Source organism: Massilia oculi, from assembly GCF_017582745.1.
Classification (GTDB): Bacteria; Pseudomonadota; Gammaproteobacteria; order Burkholderiales; family Burkholderiaceae_D; genus Telluria; species Telluria oculi_A.
In genome coordinates this window covers 291,909-311,409 of sequence record NZ_JAFVIM010000002.1, presented here as the reverse complement: position 1 = coordinate 311,409, position 19,501 = coordinate 291,909, and the positions used below count along the sequence as shown (strand labels likewise).

Sequence of the window (19,501 nt, the reverse complement as noted above, 5' to 3'; positions counted from 1 at the left end):
ATTGAGAGCGGCCGCCTGCCTCCTCCCCGCGCTGCTGGCGCTCGCCTGCGCCGCCATGGCGCAAGACCATGGCGACCTGCTGCAGGCGCCAGAGCGGGTCGAATGGGAGGCCGGCGGCTTGTACGAGGGCCGCCTCCCGGACGGCACGCCGTTCCAGGTGGCGCTGGCCTATCCCGCGCCCGAGGGACTGCCCGGCAACGCAGGAAAGATCATGGACAGCACCTCCTGGTTCCCGCGCGATTACACGGGCAAGGCCCGCAGCCTGGCGGCCCTGGAGGCGGCGCCGGGCAGGCTGGAGCTGGCGCCTCTGCTCGACTCAGGGGTCCAGGGGCCGGAACGGTTCGCGGTCGATCTCGATGCCGACCGGAGCGGCGGCAAGGGTAGCTGGCGGCAGGCGGAAGACGAAGAAGCGCGGTCGTTCTCCTTGAAGCGCGTCGTGACGTACCGCGCGGTTGCCCTCACCCGGCCGTCGCCGGAGGCCCAGGCCGAGGGTTCGGACCAGCCATTCGTGTTTTCCGCCGTGTTCCCGGTGTTCGGTGATGAGGCGCTGGACGCCTGGGTGCGCGAGATGGCCGGGCGCTGCGATGCGGATACCGAGTGCACGAACAAGGTCCTGGTGCGCTGGCATTCGAAGGGCCAGCTGTCGCTCGACGCCAGCGCCTGGACCTTCGGCTATGGCGCCGCCCACGGCAACTACAGCTCATCGATGCGTCACTATGCGCTTGGCGGCGGCGAGCCCGTGCATACCCGTTTCACCGGTTTCGTCGATTCCGGCACGGCCTGTCGTGAAAAAGTCTCCACTGCGCTCGTGGCCAAACTGGCTGCGCAAGGACTGTCGTGGGCCGAGCAAGGCGCGCTGGACGTGTTCAAGGAACCGAAGTTCATTCCGACGCCGACCGGTATCGAATTTCACTGGGATCCGTATGAAGTGGGCAGCTTCGCCCAGGGCATCCCGAGCGTGTTCCTGACCCGCGCAGAGCTGGGAGGCTGCGTCAGGAACCTGCCGCGCTACGATTGAAGCAGGCCGCGGGCGTCAAGCCGACGTCGCGCAGCAGGCGGCCCAGGAAATAGCCGTTGAAGACGCCGAACATGGCGCACACTCCGGCCGCCACCGTCGGCTGGCCCGTCAGGTCCGGGCGCACGGCCAGCAGCACCGAAGTAACGTACTTGAGCGTGAAGATCGACAGCATCAGCACCAGCGGGATAACGCTGCCCGCCACGCGCACCCGGCCCGGCGCGCTGCCGGGCGCCACGCGCATGCGGCCGAAACGCCAGGCCAGCAGTGTGGCCGCCGCGAAGGCCGTCGTCCACGCGATGAACGCGGTCGCGTCCAAGCCGAACTTGCGCGCGATATCGTGCAGGGACAGGACGAGCATCGCCAGCGGCAGCATGAACATCCGGGGCATGGCGATCTCGCGCTCGCGCAGTTCGGCGACGCCGCGCCAGACGAGGAAGGCGAAGATCGCCCAGGCGTAGAGAGGTGTATGGCTCAGGATCTGGATCAGCATGGCGGGCTCCGGCAAGGGTTGAAAGTGGAGCCAGTATGTGGTTCGGTCGGATGAAGCGCAGCGTCGTGCGACGAAGCGTCATCCCTGCGGCGCGAAACGCACGTGCACGGCGCGAAATTCGCCGCCGCCGGGTAGAATCCGCGCATGCCGCGCAAAACTCCCATCTTCCCAGGCCCACGCACCGCGCGCGGCGCCGTGCTGGCCGTCCTGCTGTCGGGCGCCGACCAGGCCGGCGCCGAACCGCTGCGCGGCCGCGTGACCCTGGCCGCCATCGTCCGCGCCCTCAAACGCAAGTACCACTGGCCGATCGAGACCACGAGCTTCCCGTCCAACGCCGCCGACGGCCGCGCCACCTGGGCCACGGTCTACAGCCTGCCGCAGGACGTCATCGATGCCGCGCTGGACGCGAAGGGCCGCGACTGGCTCAAAAGCACGAATCCATGAAAAATAATCATTGATGCACGGCCTGTTTGATGTTCCTGTATCATCAATCAATGGCCCGTGACAACATCAACGATATTCTCGTCTTTCTCGCCGTCGCCCGCGAGCGCAGCTTCACGCGCGCCGCGGCGAAACTCGGCATGACCCAATCGGCGCTCAGCCACATCGTGCGCTCGCTGGAAGCGCGCCTGGGCGTGCGCCTGCTCACGCGCACCACCCGCAGCGTGTCGCCGACCGAGGCCGGCGAGCGCCTGCTGCAGAACGTGGGACCGCGGCTGGAAGAGATCGAAGCCGAGATCACGGCCGTCAGCGACCTGGGCGACAAGCCGGCCGGCACCATCCGCATCACCGCGATCGACCACGTGATCGACACGATCCTGTGGCCGCGCATCGCGCCGCTGCTGCCGCAATACCCCGACCTGCACGTCGAGATCAGTTCCGACTACCGCCTGATCGACATCGCCGCCGAGCGCTACGACATCGGCGTGCGCCATGGCGACCAGCTCGAGAAGGACATGATCGGCGTGCGCCTGACAAGCGAAGTGCCGATGCGGATCGTCGGCGCCCCCTCCTATTTCGAGCGACGGCCAAGGCCGACTTCGCTGCAGGAGCTCATGAAGCACAACTGCATCACCCTGCGCCTGCCCAGCAGCGGCGGCCTGTATGCCTGGGAACTGGCGCACGAAGGCCAGCCGCTGGAGGCGCGCGTGCGCGGGCAGTCGGTGTTCACCAACGTCTACCACATGCTGGACGCCGCATTGCACGGCGTCGGCCTGGCCTTCCTGCCCGAGAGCCTGGTCGGCCCGCACCTGCAAGCCGGGCGGCTGGTCAGCGTGATGGACGACTGGTGCGCCCCCTTCGAACCCCTGCACGCCTTCTACCCCAGCCGCCGCCACTCCTCGCGCGCGCTGATGCTGGTGATCGACGCCATTCGCTTCAAGGAGTGAAGCGGACGGCGCCCGTGGTTACGCCAGCGCCGGCATCCGGGCCAGCATCTTGTCGAGCGTGACCGGATAGTCGCGCACGCGCACGCCGGTGGCGTTGTAGATCGCGTTCGCCACCGCCGCGCCGACGCCGCACAGGCCCAGTTCACCGACGCCCTTGGCCTTCATCGGCGACGTAGTAGGGTCGGTCTCGTCGATGAAGATCACCTCCTGGTGCGGGATGTCGGCATGCACCGGCACCTCGTAGCCGGCCAGGTCGTGGTTGACGAAGAAGCCGTGGCGTTTGTCGACGGCCAGGTGTTCCATCAGCGCGCCGCCCACGCCCATCGTCATCGCGCCGATCACCTGACTGCGCGCCGACTTCGGATTCAGGATGCGGCCCGCCGCGCACACCGACAGCATGCGCCGCACGCGCACCTCGGCCGTGGCGACGTCCACCGCGACTTCGACGAAGTGGGCGCCGAAGGTCGACTGCTGCATCTTCTTTTCCAGGTCGCCGTATTCCATCGTGTCCTCGGCCACGATGGCGCCGCCCCTGGCCACCTCGGTCAACGGCACCGAACGAGCGCCCACGCGCACGGCGCCGTCGATGAATTCGGCCTTGGCCGCATCCAGCCCCGCCTTCTGCGCGATCTGCTCGCGCAGCTTGACGCAGGCCGCGTAGACGCCGGCGGTGGAACTGTTGGCGCCCCACTGGCCGCCCGAGCCGGCCGACACCGGATAGTCCGAGTCGCCCAGGCGCACGTTGACGCGTTCCACCGGCAGGCCGAGCATCTCGGCCGCGGTTTGCGCGATGATGGTGTAGCTGCCGGTGCCGATGTCGGTCATGTCGGTTTCGACCGTCACCTTGCCGTCGCTCTCGAGGCGCACGCGCGCGGCCGACTTCATGTTCATATTGTTGCGGAAGGCCGAGGCCATGCCCATGCCGACCAGCCACTGGCCCTCGCGCACCTGGGCCGGTTGCGCCTTGCGCTTGTCCCAACCGAAGCGTTCGGCGCCCTGGCGCAGGCACTGCACGTAGCGGCGCTGCGAGAACTTGCGGCCCGCTTTTTCGGGATCGACCGTGGTGTCGTTGACGATGCGGAAGGTGACCGGGTCCATCCTGAGCTTTTCGGCCATCTCGTCCATCGCCACCTCGAGCGCCATCATGCCCGGCGCCTCGCCCGGCGCGCGCATCGCATTCCCCTCGGGCAGGTCGAGCGTGGCCAGTTGCAGGCGGGTCAGGCGGTTGCCACCCGCGTACAGCAGGCGGGTTTGCTGGACCGCGGTTTCCGGCTGGCCTCCCGGCAGGTCGCCCGACCAGCTTTCGTGGGCGATCGCGCTGATGCGTCCTTCGCGCGTGGCGCCGATGCGGATGCGCTGGATCGTGGCCGGACGGTGGGTGGTGTTGTTGATCATCAGCGCGCGCTGCAGCGCGACCTTGACCGGCCGCTTGGCCGCGCGGGCGCCGAGCGCCGCCAGCACCGCCTCGGCGCGCAGGAACAGCTTGCCGCCGAAGCCGCCGCCGATATAGGGCGAGACCAGGCGCACGTTACGGGCCGGGACGCCCAGCGTCTTGGCCAGGTCCTGCTTGCCCCAGTCGATCATCTGGTTCGACGTCCAGACGGTGACCTTGTCGCCATCCCACGAAGCGATCGAGGCATGCGGCTCCATCATCGCGTGCGACTGGTCGGGCGTGGTGTAGGTGGCGTCCAGCTTGACCGGCGCGCCCGCGAAGGCGCCGTCGAAATCGCCGACCTTCGACTCGGCGTCGCCGGTCTTGGGAGTGACCGCCGCATTCATTGCAGCGGCCAGGTCATAGGAGCCGTTCGCCTTCGCGTACTCGACCTTCACCAGCGACGACGCGGCGCGCGCCTGCTCGAAGGTCTCGGCCACGACGATGCCGACCGCCTGGTGGTAATGCTGCACTTCCGGGCCAGCCAGCAAGTGGGCGGTGTTGAAGTTGCCCTTGCCCAGCTTGCCGGCGTTCTCATGGGTGACGACGGCGATCACGCCCGGCGCGCGGCGCGCGGCTGCCGTGTCGATCGACACGATGCGGCCCTTGGCGATCGCCGCGCCGATGACGTAGCCGTAGGCAGCATTCGGCGCTGCCGCATGCTGCTCGTAGGCGTAAGGGGCGGAGCCGGTGGTCTTGAGCGGGCCGTCGATGCGGTCGAGCGGCTTGCCGACGACCTTCATCTGGTCGATCGGATTGGTGGTTTCTGGTTTGGTGAATTTCATGGTCTCAAGCCTTTCATTCAGCTCGCGCGGGCTTGCGCCAGGATCGAATCGAGCGTGCGTTCGACGAGCAGGATCTTGAATGCGTTGTCGTCGGTGGTGCGGGCGCCGGCCAGCAATTGCGCGGTAGTGGCCTTGCCGCCGCGCGGCAGCTGGCTTTCCGCCGCCGGCACGCGCCACGGCCGGTGCGCCACGCCGCCCACGGCCACGCGGCCGCTGCCGTCCGGCTGCACCACGGCCGCCACCGAAACCAGGGCGAACGCATACGAGGCGCGGTCGCGCACCTTGCGGTAGTAATGCTTGCCGCCCAGCGGCTTGGGCAAGGTCACCGCCGTGATCAGCTCACCCGGCATCAAGCTGTGCTCGATGTGCGGCGTATTGCCCGGCAGGCGATAGAAGTCGGCGATCGGGATCGTGCGCGCGCTGCCGTCGGGCCGCACGGTCTCGACGCCGGCGTCCAGCAGCTGCATGGCCACCGCCATATCGCTCGGGTGCGTCGCGATGCAGGCATCGCTCTGGCCCACGATCGCATGGCCGCGCGTGTGGCCGCCGATGGCCGAGCAGCCGCTGCCGGGCACGCGCTTGTTGCATGCCATATTGGTGTCGTAGAAGTAGGGGCAGCGGGTGCGCTGCAGCAGGTTGCCGGCGGTGGTCGCCTTGTTGCGCAGCTGGGTCGAGGCGCCGGCCAGCAGCGCGCGCGACAGCACGGCGTAATCCTTGCGCACACGCGCGTCGGCCGCCAGGTCGGTGTTGCGCACCAGCGCGCCGATGCGCAGGCCGCCCTCCTTCGTCGGCTCGATCTTGTCGAGCGCCAGGCCATTCACGTCGATCAGGTGGGCCGGGGTTTCGATCTCGAGCTTCATCAGGTCGAGCAGGTTGGTGCCGCCCGCGATGAAACGCGCGTTGGGGGTCCTGGCGGCGGCGGCCGCCGCCTCGGCCGGGGTAGCGGCCTTCTGGTAGCTGAATGCTTTCATGCCTTGACTCCGCCGACTTCCTTGATCGCGTCGATGATGTTCGAATAGGCGCCGCAGCGGCAGATATTGCCGCTCATGCGTTCGCGGATCTCGTCGACCGACAGCAGCGGCTTCGCATTCAGGTCGCCGGTCACATGGCTCGGGATGCCCTGGCGGATCTCGTCGATCACCGCCACGGCCGAACAGATCTGCCCCGGGGTACAGTAGCCGCACTGGAAGCCGTCGTGCTTGACGAACGCCGCCTGCATCGGATGCAGCTTGTCGGGCGTGCCCATGCCTTCGATGGTGGTGATCTCGGCGCCGTCGTGCATGATCGCGAGGCTCAGGCAGGAATTGATGCGGCGGCCGTCGACCAGCACCGTGCAGGCGCCGCACTGGCCCTGGTCGCAGCCCTTCTTGGTGCCGGTCAGGTGCAGGTTTTCGCGCAGCGCGTCGAGGAGCGTCGTGCGGGTGTCGAGCGTCAGCTCGCGCGGCTGGCCATTTACGCGCAGGGTGACATTGCTGGTCACCGGCGCCGGCGTCTGGGCCGCGCCGACGGCGCCCTGGCCTGCAGCCTGGGCCCCGGCCAGCGGCAGGGCCGCCGCCGTCGCGCCGAGCGCGCCGCCGATCAGGACACCGCGCCGGGTCTGGTTGATATTGGTGGAGTCGTCCATCAGGGTTGCTTCCTTCTGTCAGCGGTTAAAAAATCCGGTTGATGTTACGGCAACGCCATCCCGCGATTCATGAAGGGCACGGCATGGGCTTATGTTTCCTGTTCATGAATCGGCATGGCGCGCCGACCGTCCCGCCAGCATCGCAACCACGGCGGCAGCGACCAGCAAGCCCGCGCTCAGGTAAAAGGTCGCGCGATAGCCGCTGGCGTCGAACAGCAGGCCGCCCAGGGTCGCGCCGAGCATGATCGCGAGCTGGACCACGGCCACCATCAGCCCGCCGCCGGCTTCCGCATCCTGCGGCAACGTCTGCGCCAGCCAGGTCCACCAGCCGACCGGCGCCGAGGTCCCGACCAGTCCCCAGAACGCGAGCAGCACGGTCACCGCCGCCGCCGAGTGGCCGAAGGCGACCAGGGCGCCGGCCACCAGCGCCATCGCGAGCGGCATCGCCACCAGCACCCGGTACAAGCGGTCCTTGAGCACGGCGCCGATCAGGGTCGTGCCGACGAAGCCGGCCACGCCCAGCACCAGCAGCATCAGCGACAGGGTTGCGGCGCTCACGCCGGTGACGCCTTCCAGGAAGGGGCGCAGGTAAGTAAACAGCGCGAACTGCCCCATGAACAGCAGGCTCACCGCCGCCATGCCGAGGACGACGGCCGGCCGCCGCAACAGGCGCGGGATGCCGCCCGCCGCCGAGGCTTCGCTGGCGCGCAGCGCGGGAAGGCTGAACAGCAGCCAGGCGAGCGCGATCGCCGCCACCGGCACCAGGCAGAAGAAGGCGCCGCGCCAGCCGATGATGGCGCCGAGATAGCTGCCGGCCGGCGCCGCGATGACGGTCGCCAGCGCATTGCCGCCGTTGAGCAGGGCCAGGGCGCGCGGCACGTCGCGCGCCGGCACCAGGCGCATGACGGTCGCCGCCGACATCGACCAGAAGCCGCCGATGGCGACGCCGATCAGCGCGCGGCCGACCATGAACAGGAAGTAGTTGGGCGCGAACGCGGCCACGGTGCCGGAGACGATCATCAGGAAGGTCAGGCCCAGCAGCAGGGTCTTGCGGTCGAGCCGTCCAACGATCGAACCGAGGAACAGGCTGGTAATCAGGGCGAAGAGGCCGGAAATCGCGATCGACTGGCCGGCCTGGCCTTCGCTGATGCGCAGCTCGGCCGCCAGCGGCGTGAGCAGGCTGACCGGCATGAATTCGGAGGCGACCAGGGCGAAGGCGGCGAGCGACATCGCCATCACGGCGCCCCATGCCGCGGGCTGGGCCGGCTTGCTGTCGCAAGCGGCGGAAATGGTTGGATTCATTGTTGAGCAAACAGGGTTGATGCGGGACGAGCGGCGACGCCGCTCGTGAAGGCCCGCGTTGCGGGCCGGTGGGTGGATCAAGCGGCCAGGCTGGCGTTATCGATCACGAAGCGGTACTTGACGTCGCCCTTGAGCATGCGCTCGTAGGCGCCGTTGATGTCGTCGGCGCGGATCATCTCGATGTCGGCCACGATGCCGTGCTCGGCGCAGAAGTCGAGCATTTCCTGGGTTTCCGGAATGCCGCCGATCATCGAGCCGGCGATCGCGCGGCGCTTCGTGATCAGGTTGAACACCTGCGGCGACGGATGCGGCGACTCGGGCGCGCCGACCAGCACCATGGTGCCGTCGCGCTTGAGCAGGTTGAGGAAGGCGTCCAGGTCGTGCGGCGCGGCGACCGTGTTGACGATCAGGTCCAGGCTCCTGGCCTGGACCGCCATCGCGTCCGCATCCTTCGAGATCACGACTTCGTCGGCGCCCAGGTCCAGGGCATCCTGGCGCTTCGATTCCGAGGTGGTGAAGGCGACCACATGGGCGCCCAGGGCGTGGGCCAGCTTGATGCCCATGTGGCCCAGGCCGCCGATGCCGACGATGCCCACGCGCTTGCCGGGACCGGCATTCCAGTGGCGCAGCGGCGACCAGGTGGTAATGCCGGCGCACAGCAGCGGCGCCACGGCCGCCAGCTGCTCCTGCGGGTGGCGCACACGCAGCACGAAGCGCTCGTTGACCACGATCTGCTGCGAATAGCCGCCCAGCGTGTGGCCCGGCGCATCCGCGGTCGGGCCGTTGTAGGTGCCCACCATATTGTCGCAATAGTTCTCCAGGCCTTCGCCGCAATCCGCGCAAGCCTTGCAGCTGTCGACCATGCAGCCGACGCCGACCAGGTCGCCCACCTTCTGGCCGCTCACGTGGGCGCCGACCGCCGACACGCGGCCCACGATCTCGTGGCCCGGCACGCAGGGATACAGGGTGCCGGCCCATTCGGCGCGCACCGTGTGCAGGTCGGAGTGGCAGACGCCGCAGAAGTCGATGTCGATCTGGACGTCGTGGGCGCCGGGGGCGCGGCGGGCGATGTCCATGGATTCGAGGGGTTTGTCGGCGGCATGCGCGCCGTAGGCTTTGACTGTCATGATGTTTTCCGTATCGTTCAATGTCGTTTTAGCGCACCCGGCATGGGTGACGCGATTTGTCAGGGGAGCATGGTAGTCGCAAATTCATGCGAAAAACGACGCAGATTTTGACTAGGCTTATGAAGACCACTCATGAATCGACTTATTTGTTGTACTGCGCGTCGCTCACCTTTTCCAGCCATTCGACGTTCTTGCCATTGACGGCCTCCTGGATCGCCATATGGCTCACCGACGTCGTCGGCGCCGCGCCATGCCAGTGCTTGACGCCCGGCGGGGTCCAGATCACGTCGCCCGGGCGGATGTCCTCTACCTTCCCGCCCCATTGCTGGATGCGGCCGGCGCCGGCCGTCACCACCAGCACCTGGCCGTGCGGATGCGTATGCCAGGCCGAACGCGCGCCCGGCTCGAAGGTGACGAGGGCGCCCGAAGTGACGGCCGGTGCGCGCGCCGGGAACAGGGGGTCGACGCGCACGCTGCCGGTGAAGTTCTGTGCCGGGCCCTGGCTCGACGGCTGGCTGCCGGCGCGCGAGATGACCATGGTCGACGCCGCGTCCTTGGCGGCCCGGGCGAATACGGGAGCGACGAACATCAGCGACAGCGCAGTCGCGGCGAGCAGTTTCATGGGTTCTCCTTGGAGTGCATCGATGATGGGAAGGAAATCCAATATAACTTTCGACAAACCGTGCGGGTAGACCCGATCGGCTCATTGGCCATATGAGCCAGCATCATGAATGAACCCATCCGTGCTGCGCTGGACAGCCGCGCCAACCGGCGGCACACTATCCGCCATGAACCAGGAATTACTCGACGCCGTCGCCAACTACGCCCGTGCCCACGCCAACCGCGACGGCCTGGCGCTCACGCCCATCCCGGGCGTACGCATGATGTGCCTCGACCAGCCGGGCGACAAGCTCGAGTCGACCTACCGGCCGCTCGTCTGCCTCGTGCTGCAGGGCGAAAAGCACTTGCTGGCCGGGCGCCAGGAAAAGCTGTGCGCCGAAGGCCAGGCGATCATCGTCAGCGCCGACCTGCCGGTGACGGGCCAGGTGGTGACCGCATCCAAAGAACGTCCGTATATCGCGCTGGCGATCGAACTCGACATGGCCCTGCTGTCCGAACTGGCCGACCAATTGCGAGAAACGGCGCCCCCGCCACCGGACCCGGCGGCGACGATGCTGGTGCAGGACGTCGACGCGGCGATCCTCGATTGCGCCTGGCGCCTGATGCGCCTGCTCGCGCATCCCGAGGCGGTGGCCATCCTGCATCCCGGCCTGATGCGCGAGCTGCATTTCTGGCTGCTCAACGGCGCGCATGGCCGGCAGTTGCGCGCATCGATGGCGCCCGAGGCCCATCCGGTGCGGCTGAACCGCGCGGTGGCGATGCTGCGCCTGTCTTACCACCAGAAGCTGCGGGTCGAGGAACTGGCCCAGGCTGCGTCGATGAGCCTGTCGGCTTTCCACAAGCACTTCAAGGACTACACCTCGCTCACGCCGGTGCAATACCAGAAGCGCCTGCGGCTGATCGAGGCGCGGCGCCTGATGCTGTACGAGGGAGCCACCGCCAACAAGGCGGCGTTCGAGGTCGGCTACGAGAGCAGCTCGCAGTTCACGCGCGAGTATGCGCGCCTGTTCGGCGCGCCGCCGCGGCGCGATGCGCGGCGTCCGGCCACCGTTGCGGCGCCGGAACTCGTGGCCTGATCCCCGCTACAGGACGTCTTCGATGCGGATCGGCAGCCGGCGGATGCGTTTGCCGGTCGCGTGATGCACGGCATTGGCGATCGCCGCCGCCACGCCCACCATCGCCACCTCGCCCAGGCCCTTGACGCCGCTCGCATTGAGCAGCGGATCGGGCCGGTCGATGAAGCCCACGTCGATGTGCTGGACATCGGCATGCACCGGCAGCACATATTCGGCCAGGTCGGCGTTCAGGAAGCCGCCATAGCGCGGATCGACCTCGCTGATTTCGCGCAGGGCGGCGCCGATGCCCCACACCACCCCGCCGCGCACCTGGCTGTCGGCTGTCACCGGACTTACCACGCGGCCGCAGTCGATCATGCTCACCACGCGCGGCACGCGGATGCGGCGCGTCACCGGCTCCACGCTCACCTCGACGAAGTGGGCCGCATAGCTCATCGACACGAATTCCGGGTACACCGGCCCCGCCGGCGCCGGCATGCCGCCCTGCAGGCGGCCGTAGACGGCGTCCGGCTGGCCCGGCGCCTTGCGCCGCGTCTCGGCCTCGATGCGCTCGCGCTGCGCCAGCGCCAGCACCTCGGCCGGCTTCAGGGCGGGATCATGACCAGGCGCCAGCTGCGCCAGTGCGTCCAGCAGCGCCTGCGCGGCTTCTTCCGCCGCCGGCACCACGCTGGCCGTGCCCCAGGAGCCGGCGGTCAGGTGCTGGGGCGCGCCGCGGGTGTCGCCGATCTGGATCGCCAGCGCCTGCGGCTCGACCCGCAAACGGCGCACCAGCACGTTGGCGATCGCGGTGCGCATCCCCTGCCCCATCTCGTGGCCGGCCACCGTGAACAGGATGCGGCCGTCGCGGGTGGCGGCGATGCGCGCGATCGCCGGGCTGGTCGCGGCCTTGTAGGCGCCGCAGGCCACGCCCCAGCCGATGGCGGCGCCGTCCGCCGCCTTCATCGAGGCCGGCCGCGCATCGCGCCGGCTCCAGCCGAAGCGGCGCGCGCCTTCGCGCAGGCATTCGGCCATGAAGCGCGAGGACAGCGGCTTGCCGCTGAGCGCGTCGGCCTGCGTATCGTTGCGCAGCCTGAGGTCCACCGGATCGATGCCCAGTTGCTGGGCCAGCTCATCCACCGCCGATTCGAAGGCGAACGCCGCCGGGTGCTCGAACGGCGCGCGCATATAGCCCGGCGTCTGCACGTCGGTGCGCACCAGCCGCTCGCGCCCGCGGAAATTCGGGATGCCGTACAGGCGTGCGCTCATGTCGGCGTACGAGGCCGGGAACAGGTCATGGCGCGAAGTCTGCTGGTCGACTTCGTGGATGGCGGCCAGAATCTTGCCGGAGGCGTCGGCTCCCAGCTGGATGTGGTGGCGGCTGGCCGGGCGGAAGCTGGCGTCGTGGAACAGCTGACTGCGCGGCACCACCAGCTTGACCGGCTGGCCGAGCCTGCGCGCCGCCACCGCCGCGAACAGGGTCTGCATCTGCAGCGAGTTCTTGAGGCCGAAGCCGCCGCCGCACTGCGGCGAAATCACTTCGATGCGCGCCGGGTCGAGATTCAGCTGGCGCGCGAGGCCGTGGCGGATCGCCCCGCTGTTCTGCGTGCCCTCGTGGATCACCAGCGTGCCCTTGCGCCACTCGGCCACGGTCGACACCAGCTCAATCGGGTTCTGGTGCTGGGGCGGGTGCAGGTACTCGGCGTCGATCTTGTGCGCCGCGCCGGCGAAGGCGGCGTCGGCGTCGCCCGCCACCTTGTCGGCGAACATCTGCTGCGGCAGCGGCGAACCCTGTTGCGGCACGATGTCCTTGGCCGGCGCGTCAAGGGTCACCTGGAATGGCTGCTCGTCATACTTCGCGCGGATCAAGGAGGCCGCTTCGAGCGCCGCCTCCAGCGTGTCGGCCACCACCAGCGCGATCGGCTGGCCGCGATACGCGATCTTCGGCTCCAGCATCGGCTGCATGCTCTGGAAGGCGAAGCCGCCGCCCAGCACGTGGCCGGCCGGCTTGTACTCGCCCATGTCGGCGTGGGTCAGCACCAGCCGCACGCCCCCCACCTCCCGCGCGGCCCGGGTATCGATGGACCGCACCTCGCCGCGGTTGATGGTGGACACCGCCAGCGCCGCATGCAGCATGCCGGGCAGCGCCTGGTCGGCCGCGTACAGCGCGGCGCCACGGACCTTGTCGCGCGCGTCGATGCGCGCCTGTTTGGGGAATGCCGACTCATTTATATCCATGCTCATGTTCAAGTCCTCTGTGCAGCGATCATCAGGGCGTCGGCCACCGTGCGGGCGCCGAGCTCGATGCGGAAGGCGTTGTGGTGTCCGGCCCTGGCATCCGCGAAGGCCGCAAAGCCGGCCGCCAGCGCGGTCTCGATGGTGAGTTCGCGGCCGGCCAGTCCCTGCTCGGCCAGGCGTGCGCGCCACGGCTTGGTGGCGACGCCGCCCAGTGCGATGCGCGCCTGCGCGACCCGCTTGCCGTCCATCGTCACGGCCACGGCGGCCGAGCTGAGGGCGAAGGCATACGATTCCCGGTCGCGGATCTTGTGATAGGTCGATGCGCGCCCGAGGGACGTGACCGGCACCCGGATGCGGGTGATGATCTCGCCCGGCGCCAGGGTGGTCTCGAGGTCGGGCCGGTCGCCCGGCAGACGGTGCAAGGCCTCGACCGGGATGCTGCGCACGCCGTCCGGGCCCAGCACGTCGAGCACCGCGTCGAAGGCGACCAGCGCGACCGCGAAGTCGCCGGGATAGGTGGCGATGCAGCTGGGGCTCGTCCCCAGCAGGGCGTGGCCGCGGTCGATGCCGTCCAGGGCCGCGCAGCCGCTGCCGGGCTGCCGCTTGTTGCAGGCGAACGGCTCGCCGCCACGGAAATAAGCGCAGCGCGTGCGCTGCAGCACGTTGCCGCCCAGGCTGGCCATATTGCGCAGCTGCTGCGACGCCGCGCGCCACAGCGATTCCGACAGCGCCGGATAGTCCTTGACCAGGCGCGGGTCGGCCGCCACGTCGCTCATGCGCGCCAGGCTGCCGAATACCAGCTCGCGCGCGCCGGAAGTATCGAAGGCGCGCAATTCCTCGATCGCGTTGATGTCGACGATGGCCGGCGGACGCTCGACGCCGAGCTTCATCAAGTCGTACAGGGTGGTGCCGCCGGCCATCAGGCGCGCCTCCGGATAGGTGGCCATGGCTTGCACGGCCTGCGCGGGCGAACGGGCACGGATCAGGCTGAATTCACGCATGGTTCACGCCTTTCCCATCTCGCCGGCGGCCTGGCCAATGGCGGCCACGATGCCGTTGTAGGCGCCGCAGCGGCACAAGTTGCCGCTCATGGTTTCCTTGATGCGCTCGGGCGAACCCGCATTGCCTTCGCGGACGCAGGCGATCGCCGCCATGATCTGGCCCGGCGTGCAGTAGCCACACTGCAGCGCGTCGTGGTCGATGAAGGCTTGCTGCATCGGGTGCAGGCTGCCATCGGGCCGCTGCAGGCCTTCGATGGTGTCGACCCGGCGGCCCTCGAGCTGCAGCGCCGGCGTCAGGCACGACACGACGCGGCGGCCGTCGACGTGGATGGTGCAGGCGCCGCACTGGCCATGGTCGCAGCCCTTCTTGGCGCCGGTCAGTGCCAGCCGCTCGCGCAGCAGGTCGAGCGCCGAGGTCCTGGGATCGACCGTCAGCGATTGCTGCCGCCCGTTGACCGTGAAGCTGAGCGGCACGCCGCCGGCATGGACTTCCGGCGCGGCGTCCGCGGGCCGGGCCTGGGCCTCGCCGGCACCGACGGCGCCGCTCGCCGCGGCCACCGACAGCACCGACAGCACGAACTCGCGCCGGCTGACCTGTGTTACCTGGGGAAGCAGGCTGGATGGATCGGGGCCGGTCGTCATGGCGCACTCCTTCTGTCTGAAATGGGGTAGTGCCCAGAATGTAGACCAGGCGTCCCGCGCACACGAGCCGCACGAAACGAAAAGGCAACAACTGTGCAGAATCAGGCAAGCGCAGACGCACCAGCGCAGTCCGGCGACACGGTTTTATTTCTAATGGCACAATTTTTGGACAGCATTGCAACCCTGTGCATCGCAACCATCTTCCGGTGAGGCGCATTGAATTCATCCACCGACAGCCTGGATAGCCACGTCGACCGCCTAAGCGACAAGCGGCGCCCCGTCGTGCGCCTGGTGATGGCGGCCACCGCCCTGGGTTGCAGCCTGCTGGTCGCGTTCGCGGCCTGGTTCATCTGGTCGTCGCGGCATACGCAGATCGAGCAGACCGAAGTGGCAACCTCGAACGTGGCGCGCATGGTCGGGGTCCAGGTCGAGACCGCGATGAAGGCCACCACCATGGCCCTGGCGAACGTCGTCGAGCGGGTGGAACATGACGGCACCGATGCGGCCGCGATGAAGCGGCTCCAGGCCCACCTGGTCGTGCTGACCAGGACCACGCCCGAGCTGCACGGAATCTTCGTGTACGCCGCCGACGGTCGCTGGCTAGCGTCCTCGCTGGTCGGCACGCCCCGGGGCGACAACTCGGACCGCGCCTATTTCCAGTACCACCGCACCCATGCCGACCGCGGCATCTATGTGGGCCACCCGATCAGGAGCCGCTCCACCGGGGTCTGGGTGCTGCCGATCTCGCGCCGCATCGACCATCCCGACGGCAGCTTCGCCGGCGTGGCGCTGGTCACCCTGAAAGTGAATTTCTTCGAACGCATCTACGACGAGCTGGACGTCGGCAAGACCGGCACGGTCCTGCTGGCCCTGGAAGACGGCACGGTGATCTACCGCCGCCCTTTCGACGACAAGCTGATCGGCACCAACCTGGCGGGCGGCGCGATATTCCAGGCCATCAGGGACAATGCGGCCGGCTCGGACTTCCTGGTCGCCCGCATCGACAATATCGAGCGGCTGTACAGTTACCGGCGGGTCGACAACTTCGCCTTCGTGATCGCCGTCGGCCAGACCAAGGACGAGTTGCTCGGCCCCTGGAAGCGTTCGAGCACGCTGATCGGGATCGCGGTCGTGCTGATCGCCGCCGTCTTCGCGCTGTTCGCCCGCAAGCTGATCCGGCAATTCGCCATCCGCGACCGGCTCGACCAGAAGCTGCGCGCCTATTCGCACGACCTGCGGCGCGACAACCTCGGGCTGCAGGAGCTCGCCCATACCGACAAGCTGACCCGGTTGGCCAACCGGCGCCGCTTCGACGACGTGCTGGCGCACGAACTGCGCCATGCGCGGATTGCCGGCACCCCGACCGCCCTGCTGCTGCTGGACGTGGACTACTTCAAGAAGTTCAATGACCGCTACGGCCATCCGGCCGGCGACGCCTGCCTGCAGGAGGTGGCCCGCATCCTGGCGGCCCAGGTCAACCGCAACCGCGACCTGCCGGCACGCTACGGCGGCGAGGAATTCGCGGTGATCCTGCCGGATACCGAACTGGCCGGCGCGATGACGGTGGCGGAACGGCTGCGCCATGAGATCCAGGCCCTGCAACTGCCGCACCAGGACTCGCCGTCCGGCGTCGTCACCGCCAGCATCGGCGTCGCCGTCCTCGTCCGGGCTTCCGGCGGCGATGCGGATCCGGGGGAGCTCGTCGCACACGCCGACCGGCATCTGTACAACGCCAAGCATGCGGGCCGCAACCGGGTGGACGCCGGTCCTGCGACTTGAAGCTGGTCCGCACTAGCGCGAGGCCGCGTCCCACAAGCGCATCACCTGCGTGATGGCCGCATCCAGGCCTTCATGCGTCGCGCCGTCGCGCGCCAGCGTCGACAGGCCGGTCAGGAAGCTGTCGAACACCGTGGCCAGCGCCTGCGGGTCGGTCGCGGGCGCGAGCTGACCGTGCGCGATGCCGCGCTCGACGCAGGCCAGGATGCCGGCGCGCGTGCGCGCGCGCGAGGCGCCCAGCGCGGCCGTCACTCCCTCGTTTCCAGGGCCGCTCGCGCTCATCACGCCAAGCGACACCATGCATCCTTTCGGGTGGCCCTCCTCGCACTGCATCGCGGCCGACCGCCTGAGCGCCAGTTCGATGGCGGCGCGCGGTGCGAGTCCGGCATCCCACAGGCATTCGGTCACCCGCCCGTGGGACGCGAGGTAGCACGTCACCGCTTCCTGGAACAGCGCCTCCTTCGATGCGAAGGCGGCGTAGAAGCTCGGCGCCGAAATGCCCAGGCCCGCCTTCAACTGGCTCAGCGAAGTCGATTCATACCCATGCTCCCAGAACAGGTGCATCGCGGTCGTCACCGCCGCGCTGCGGTCGAATTGTCGGGGGCGGCCCATTGTCGCCATGTCGTTCTCCTTTCCATCCGATTTCAATACTAATCGGTACAAAAGTCGTTGACAAGCGACGCTTGCCCGAACTACATTTATACCGATCAGTATATAAGTGCCCTGCCGACCCGGCCGGGTCATCGTCGACAGGAGTCTTGATGGAAGCAATACATACACCCCACCCGTCCGCCCGCGCCGGCAGCCTGCCAATCGCGGCGCTGCTGGCCCTGGCCATGACCGGATTCATCTGCATCGCCACCGAAACCCTGCCTGCCGGCCTGTTGCCGCTGGTCGCCGAGGGTCTCGGCGTGACCAGTTCGATGGCCGGACAGACCGTGACCGCCTATGCCCTGGGTTCGGTGCTGGCCGCCATTCCGCTCACCATCGCCACCCGTGGCTGGCGCCGCCGCAGCGTCCTGTTGCTGACCATCGTCGGTTTCCTGGTCTTCAATACGCTGACCGCGCTGTCTTCCGATTTCACGCTCACCCTGGCGGCCCGCTTCTGCGCCGGGATGGCTGCGGGCCTGGCCTGGAGCCTGCTGGCCGGCTATGCGCGCCGGATGGTCGCCGTCCACCAGCAGGGACAGGCCATGGCCATCGCCATGGTCGGCACGCCGATCGCGCTATCGCTCGGCGTGCCCCTTGGCGCCTGGCTCGGCGGCGCGGTCGGCTGGCGCACGGCGTTCGGCCTCATGTCGGCGCTGTGCGTGGTGCTGCTGGTGTGGGTGGTGGCCAAGGTGCCCGACTACCCCGGCCAGTCGGACCGCCAGCGCCTGCCGCTGCGCAAGGTGCTTGCCACGCCGGGCGTGCGTCCGGTGCTGGCGACCGTGATCGCGTGGATGCTGGCGCATAACATCCTGTACACCTATATCGCGCCTTTCGTGGCGCAGGCCGGGCTGGCCGGGCGCGTCGACGTGGTCTTGCTGGTCTTCGGCATCGCCGCGCTGGGCGGAATCTGGATCGCCGGCCGGCTGGTGGACAGCCACCTGCGCGCCACCGTCCTGGCAAGCCTGGGCGGTTTCGCCATCCTGTCTTTGCTGTTCGCCTGGCTGTCGGCGGCGCCGCTGGTCGTGTACGCGGGCGTGGCCGCATGGGGCCTGAGCTTCGGCGGCGCGGCCACCTTGCTGCAGACGGCCCTGGCCGACGCCGCGGGCGATGGCGCCGACGTGGCGCTGTCGATGAACGTGGTGGCCTGGAATGGCGCGATCGCGGGCGGCGGCCTGCTCGGTGGTTTCCTGCTTGACCGCTGGGGCGCGGCGTCCTTTCCGTGGTCGACCGCCTTGCTGGCGACGCTCGGCTTCGCGATCGCCTGGTCGAGCAGGACGCATGGCTTCCGCCCTGGCGCCCGTAGCGGCCCGGCCGTTGCCGGGCACTGAATTCAGGCGGCGGCCAGGCCGCGCAGCGACGCGACGATATCGTGCAGGCTGGCGACCTCGCAGCTCGGGATCGCCTGCGAGTCGTTGGCCAGGCGGCCGGGATTGAACCAGCAGCTCTCGATGCCGAAGCGGTTGGCGCCGAGGATGTCGGCGTCCAGGCGGTCGCCGACGATCACGGTCTCGTGCTTGGCGAAGCTGCGCGCCATCTTGCTGGTGAACTCGAAGAAACGGCTGTCGGGCTTGGCGAAGCCGCAGGCTTCGGAGGTGGCGACGAAGGACAGGTGGCCCTGCAGCCCGGAGCTGGCAATGCGGCGGTGCTGGATCTGGTGGGCGCCATTGGTGATGATCCCCACTTCGCCGATGCCGGCCAGGGTTTCGCACAGCTGGGCCGCGCCGTCGACCAGCACCACGGTGTCGGTCAGCGATTCGAGGTACAGGTCGCTGGCGCGCTGCGGATCGATCTCGATGCCGTTGTCCGCGAAGGTCTTGCGGAAGCGCTCGACCTTGAGGAAATCCTTGGTGACGGCGCCTTGTTCGAAGCTGCGCCACAGCGCCAGATTGGTCGCCTGGTATTGCTGGAACAAAGCGCCGACCTGCTCGCGCACGCCGAGTTGCTCCATGGTGCGCATGAAGGAGCGCTGTTCGGAAGCGCGGAAATCGAGCAGGGTATCGTCGAGGTCGAACAGGAAGAGTCGGTGTTTCATTACGTCGGGATGAGAGTACAACTATGGCTTCATGGTAGCACGCTCATCCGGGACGCGCTCCGCGTCAGCTCGGCTTGGGATCGGGCACCGGTTCCTCGTCCTGCGGCAGGTGCACCGGCTGGTGGTGCGGGTGCGGGGTGTCGAAGGGCTCGGGCATCGGTTCTTCGATCGGGGCCGGATCGGGCGCCCGATGAGCGTGGATCGAAAAGCGCGGCGGCATCCGGTGCGCCTGCGGGGTGGAGTGAAGCGCTGCGTGCATGATGCGGTCTCCTTGCTGGAATGCGGTTCAAGCTACCTTATCATGCGGCCCGGCGGCGCGGCG

19 protein-coding genes are annotated in these 19,501 nt (G+C 68.5%); 6 read left to right on the top strand and 13 right to left on the bottom strand.

The features are described from left to right. Window position 1: 1 nt before the first annotated feature. Window positions 2-1,018 carry an RsiV family protein gene (locus J3U95_RS03575; RefSeq protein ID WP_208277287.1) on the top strand — a complete coding sequence of 339 codons (1,017 nt, stop codon included), beginning with the start codon at window positions 2-4 and terminating at the stop codon, window positions 1,016-1,018. Here J3U95_RS03575 and J3U95_RS03570 read toward each other — a convergent pair. Continuing rightward, window positions 993-1,508: a DUF6622 family protein gene (locus tag J3U95_RS03570; RefSeq protein ID WP_208277286.1), complete on the bottom strand. Its 516-nt coding sequence runs from the start codon at window positions 1,506-1,508 to the stop codon at window positions 993-995. The genes J3U95_RS03575 and J3U95_RS03570 overlap by 26 nt on opposite strands. A 144-nt stretch (window positions 1,509-1,652) precedes the next feature. Here J3U95_RS03570 and J3U95_RS03565 point away from each other — a divergent pair, with 144 nt between their 5' ends. Beyond that, window positions 1,653-1,952, top strand: a complete 300-nt coding sequence (locus J3U95_RS03565; RefSeq protein ID WP_109345263.1) for a hypothetical protein — start codon at window positions 1,653-1,655, stop codon at window positions 1,950-1,952. Between the two features lie 50 nt (window positions 1,953-2,002). Next, window positions 2,003-2,896, top strand: a complete 894-nt coding sequence (locus tag J3U95_RS03560; protein WP_208277285.1) for a LysR family transcriptional regulator — start codon at window positions 2,003-2,005, stop codon at window positions 2,894-2,896. A gap of 18 nt (window positions 2,897-2,914) precedes the next feature. Here J3U95_RS03560 and paoC read toward each other — a convergent pair whose 3' ends face one another. The 6 genes from paoC to J3U95_RS03530 form a co-directional block, all read right to left on the bottom strand. After that, a complete protein-coding gene (gene paoC, locus J3U95_RS03555; RefSeq protein WP_208277284.1) occupies window positions 2,915-5,113 on the bottom strand; it encodes an aldehyde oxidoreductase molybdenum-binding subunit PaoC in 2,199 nt (732 codons plus the stop codon). 17 nt (window positions 5,114-5,130) lie between these two features. Further along, complete coding sequence (locus tag J3U95_RS03550) at window positions 5,131-6,084, bottom strand: FAD binding domain-containing protein (RefSeq protein ID WP_208277283.1); 954 nt, start codon at window positions 6,082-6,084, stop codon at window positions 5,131-5,133. Beyond that, window positions 6,081-6,737, bottom strand: coding sequence for an aldehyde dehydrogenase iron-sulfur subunit PaoA (gene paoA / locus J3U95_RS03545; RefSeq protein ID WP_208277282.1), 657 nt, complete (start codon window positions 6,735-6,737; stop codon window positions 6,081-6,083). Before paoA ends, J3U95_RS03550 begins: the two co-directional genes overlap by 4 nt. A 102-nt stretch (window positions 6,738-6,839) precedes the next feature. After that, the gene (locus J3U95_RS03540; protein WP_208277281.1) at window positions 6,840-8,039 is read right to left on the bottom strand and encodes an MFS transporter; all 1,200 of its coding nucleotides are present in this window, start codon (window positions 8,037-8,039) and stop codon (window positions 6,840-6,842) included. A gap of 77 nt (window positions 8,040-8,116) precedes the next feature. Continuing rightward, window positions 8,117-9,166 carry an NAD(P)-dependent alcohol dehydrogenase gene (locus J3U95_RS03535; RefSeq protein ID WP_208277280.1) on the bottom strand — a complete coding sequence of 350 codons (1,050 nt, stop codon included), beginning with the start codon at window positions 9,164-9,166 and terminating at the stop codon, window positions 8,117-8,119. 142 nt (window positions 9,167-9,308) lie between these two features. Further along, complete coding sequence (locus J3U95_RS03530; protein ID WP_208277279.1) at window positions 9,309-9,788, bottom strand: (R)-mandelonitrile lyase; 480 nt, start codon at window positions 9,786-9,788, stop codon at window positions 9,309-9,311. A 109-nt stretch (window positions 9,789-9,897) separates the two neighbouring features. Between J3U95_RS03530 and J3U95_RS03525 the strand changes: the two genes are divergently transcribed. Continuing rightward, the gene (locus tag J3U95_RS03525; RefSeq protein WP_229519615.1) at window positions 9,898-10,863 is read left to right on the top strand and encodes an AraC family transcriptional regulator; all 966 of its coding nucleotides are present in this window, start codon (window positions 9,898-9,900) and stop codon (window positions 10,861-10,863) included. A gap of 6 nt (window positions 10,864-10,869) precedes the next feature. On the opposite strand, the gene J3U95_RS03520 is transcribed toward J3U95_RS03525, so the two are convergent. From J3U95_RS03520 to J3U95_RS03510, 3 genes are read right to left on the bottom strand one after another with little or no spacing between them, the layout of a single operon-like run. Continuing rightward, window positions 10,870-13,083: a xanthine dehydrogenase family protein molybdopterin-binding subunit gene (locus J3U95_RS03520; RefSeq protein ID WP_208277278.1), complete on the bottom strand. Its 2,214-nt coding sequence runs from the start codon at window positions 13,081-13,083 to the stop codon at window positions 10,870-10,872. Window positions 13,084-13,085: 2 nt separating this feature from the next. Next, window positions 13,086-14,078 (bottom strand): FAD binding domain-containing protein, encoded by a 993-nt coding sequence (locus J3U95_RS03515; protein WP_208277277.1) that lies wholly within the window; start codon window positions 14,076-14,078, stop codon window positions 13,086-13,088. 3 nt (window positions 14,079-14,081) lie between these two features. Continuing rightward, window positions 14,082-14,720: a (2Fe-2S)-binding protein gene (locus J3U95_RS03510; protein WP_208277276.1), complete on the bottom strand. Its 639-nt coding sequence runs from the start codon at window positions 14,718-14,720 to the stop codon at window positions 14,082-14,084. A gap of 216 nt (window positions 14,721-14,936) precedes the next feature. Between J3U95_RS03510 and J3U95_RS03505 the strand changes: the two genes are divergently transcribed. Beyond that, window positions 14,937-16,499, top strand: a complete 1,563-nt coding sequence (locus J3U95_RS03505) for a GGDEF domain-containing protein (RefSeq protein ID WP_208277275.1) — start codon at window positions 14,937-14,939, stop codon at window positions 16,497-16,499. Window positions 16,500-16,511: 12 nt separating this feature from the next. Here J3U95_RS03505 and J3U95_RS03500 read toward each other — a convergent pair whose 3' ends face one another. Further along, window positions 16,512-17,117: a TetR/AcrR family transcriptional regulator gene (locus J3U95_RS03500; protein ID WP_208277274.1), complete on the bottom strand. Its 606-nt coding sequence runs from the start codon at window positions 17,115-17,117 to the stop codon at window positions 16,512-16,514. 140 nt (window positions 17,118-17,257) lie between these two features. On the opposite strand from J3U95_RS03500, the gene J3U95_RS03495 reads away from it, so the two are divergent. Beyond that, on the top strand, window positions 17,258-18,475 hold the full coding sequence (locus J3U95_RS03495; protein ID WP_229519614.1) for an MFS transporter: 1,218 nt from the start codon (window positions 17,258-17,260) through the stop codon (window positions 18,473-18,475). Window positions 18,476-18,477: 2 nt separating this feature from the next. Here J3U95_RS03495 and J3U95_RS03490 read toward each other — a convergent pair whose 3' ends face one another. Next, complete coding sequence (locus J3U95_RS03490) at window positions 18,478-19,179, bottom strand: YjjG family noncanonical pyrimidine nucleotidase (protein ID WP_208277273.1); 702 nt, start codon at window positions 19,177-19,179, stop codon at window positions 18,478-18,480. Window positions 19,180-19,243: 64 nt separating this feature from the next. Continuing rightward, complete coding sequence (locus tag J3U95_RS03485) at window positions 19,244-19,438, bottom strand: hypothetical protein (RefSeq protein ID WP_208277272.1); 195 nt, start codon at window positions 19,436-19,438, stop codon at window positions 19,244-19,246. Between the last annotated feature and the right edge of the window lie 63 nt (window positions 19,439-19,501).

What these genes read in the sequence shown, in the direction of transcription:
- J3U95_RS03570 (WP_208277286.1), bottom strand. Translation starts at nt 1,508, where the DNA reads ATGCTGATCCAGATCCTGAGCCATACACCTCTCTACGCCTGGGCGATC.
- J3U95_RS03565 (WP_109345263.1), top strand. Translation starts at nt 1,653, where the DNA reads ATGCCGCGCAAAACTCCCATCTTCCCAGGCCCACGCACCGCGCGCGGC.
- J3U95_RS03560 (WP_208277285.1), top strand. Translation starts at nt 2,003, where the DNA reads ATGGCCCGTGACAACATCAACGATATTCTCGTCTTTCTCGCCGTCGCC.
- paoC (WP_208277284.1), bottom strand. Translation starts at nt 5,113, where the DNA reads ATGAAATTCACCAAACCAGAAACCACCAATCCGATCGACCAGATGAAG.
- J3U95_RS03550 (WP_208277283.1), bottom strand. Translation starts at nt 6,084, where the DNA reads ATGAAAGCATTCAGCTACCAGAAGGCCGCTACCCCGGCCGAGGCGGCG.
- paoA (WP_208277282.1), bottom strand. Translation starts at nt 6,737, where the DNA reads ATGGACGACTCCACCAATATCAACCAGACCCGGCGCGGTGTCCTGATC.
- J3U95_RS03540 (WP_208277281.1), bottom strand. Translation starts at nt 8,039, where the DNA reads ATGAATCCAACCATTTCCGCCGCTTGCGACAGCAAGCCGGCCCAGCCC.
- J3U95_RS03535 (WP_208277280.1), bottom strand. Translation starts at nt 9,166, where the DNA reads ATGACAGTCAAAGCCTACGGCGCGCATGCCGCCGACAAACCCCTCGAA.
- J3U95_RS03530 (WP_208277279.1), bottom strand. Translation starts at nt 9,788, where the DNA reads ATGAAACTGCTCGCCGCGACTGCGCTGTCGCTGATGTTCGTCGCTCCC.
- J3U95_RS03525 (WP_229519615.1), top strand. Translation starts at nt 9,898, where the DNA reads ATGAACCCATCCGTGCTGCGCTGGACAGCCGCGCCAACCGGCGGCACA.
- J3U95_RS03520 (WP_208277278.1), bottom strand. Translation starts at nt 13,083, where the DNA reads ATGAGCATGGATATAAATGAGTCGGCATTCCCCAAACAGGCGCGCATC.
- J3U95_RS03515 (WP_208277277.1), bottom strand. Translation starts at nt 14,078, where the DNA reads ATGCGTGAATTCAGCCTGATCCGTGCCCGTTCGCCCGCGCAGGCCGTG.
- J3U95_RS03510 (WP_208277276.1), bottom strand. Translation starts at nt 14,720, where the DNA reads ATGACGACCGGCCCCGATCCATCCAGCCTGCTTCCCCAGGTAACACAG.
- J3U95_RS03500 (WP_208277274.1), bottom strand. Translation starts at nt 17,117, where the DNA reads ATGGCGACAATGGGCCGCCCCCGACAATTCGACCGCAGCGCGGCGGTG.
- J3U95_RS03495 (WP_229519614.1), top strand. Translation starts at nt 17,258, where the DNA reads ATGGAAGCAATACATACACCCCACCCGTCCGCCCGCGCCGGCAGCCTG.
- J3U95_RS03490 (WP_208277273.1), bottom strand. Translation starts at nt 19,179, where the DNA reads ATGAAACACCGACTCTTCCTGTTCGACCTCGACGATACCCTGCTCGAT.
- J3U95_RS03485 (WP_208277272.1), bottom strand. Translation starts at nt 19,438, where the DNA reads ATGCACGCAGCGCTTCACTCCACCCCGCAGGCGCACCGGATGCCGCCG.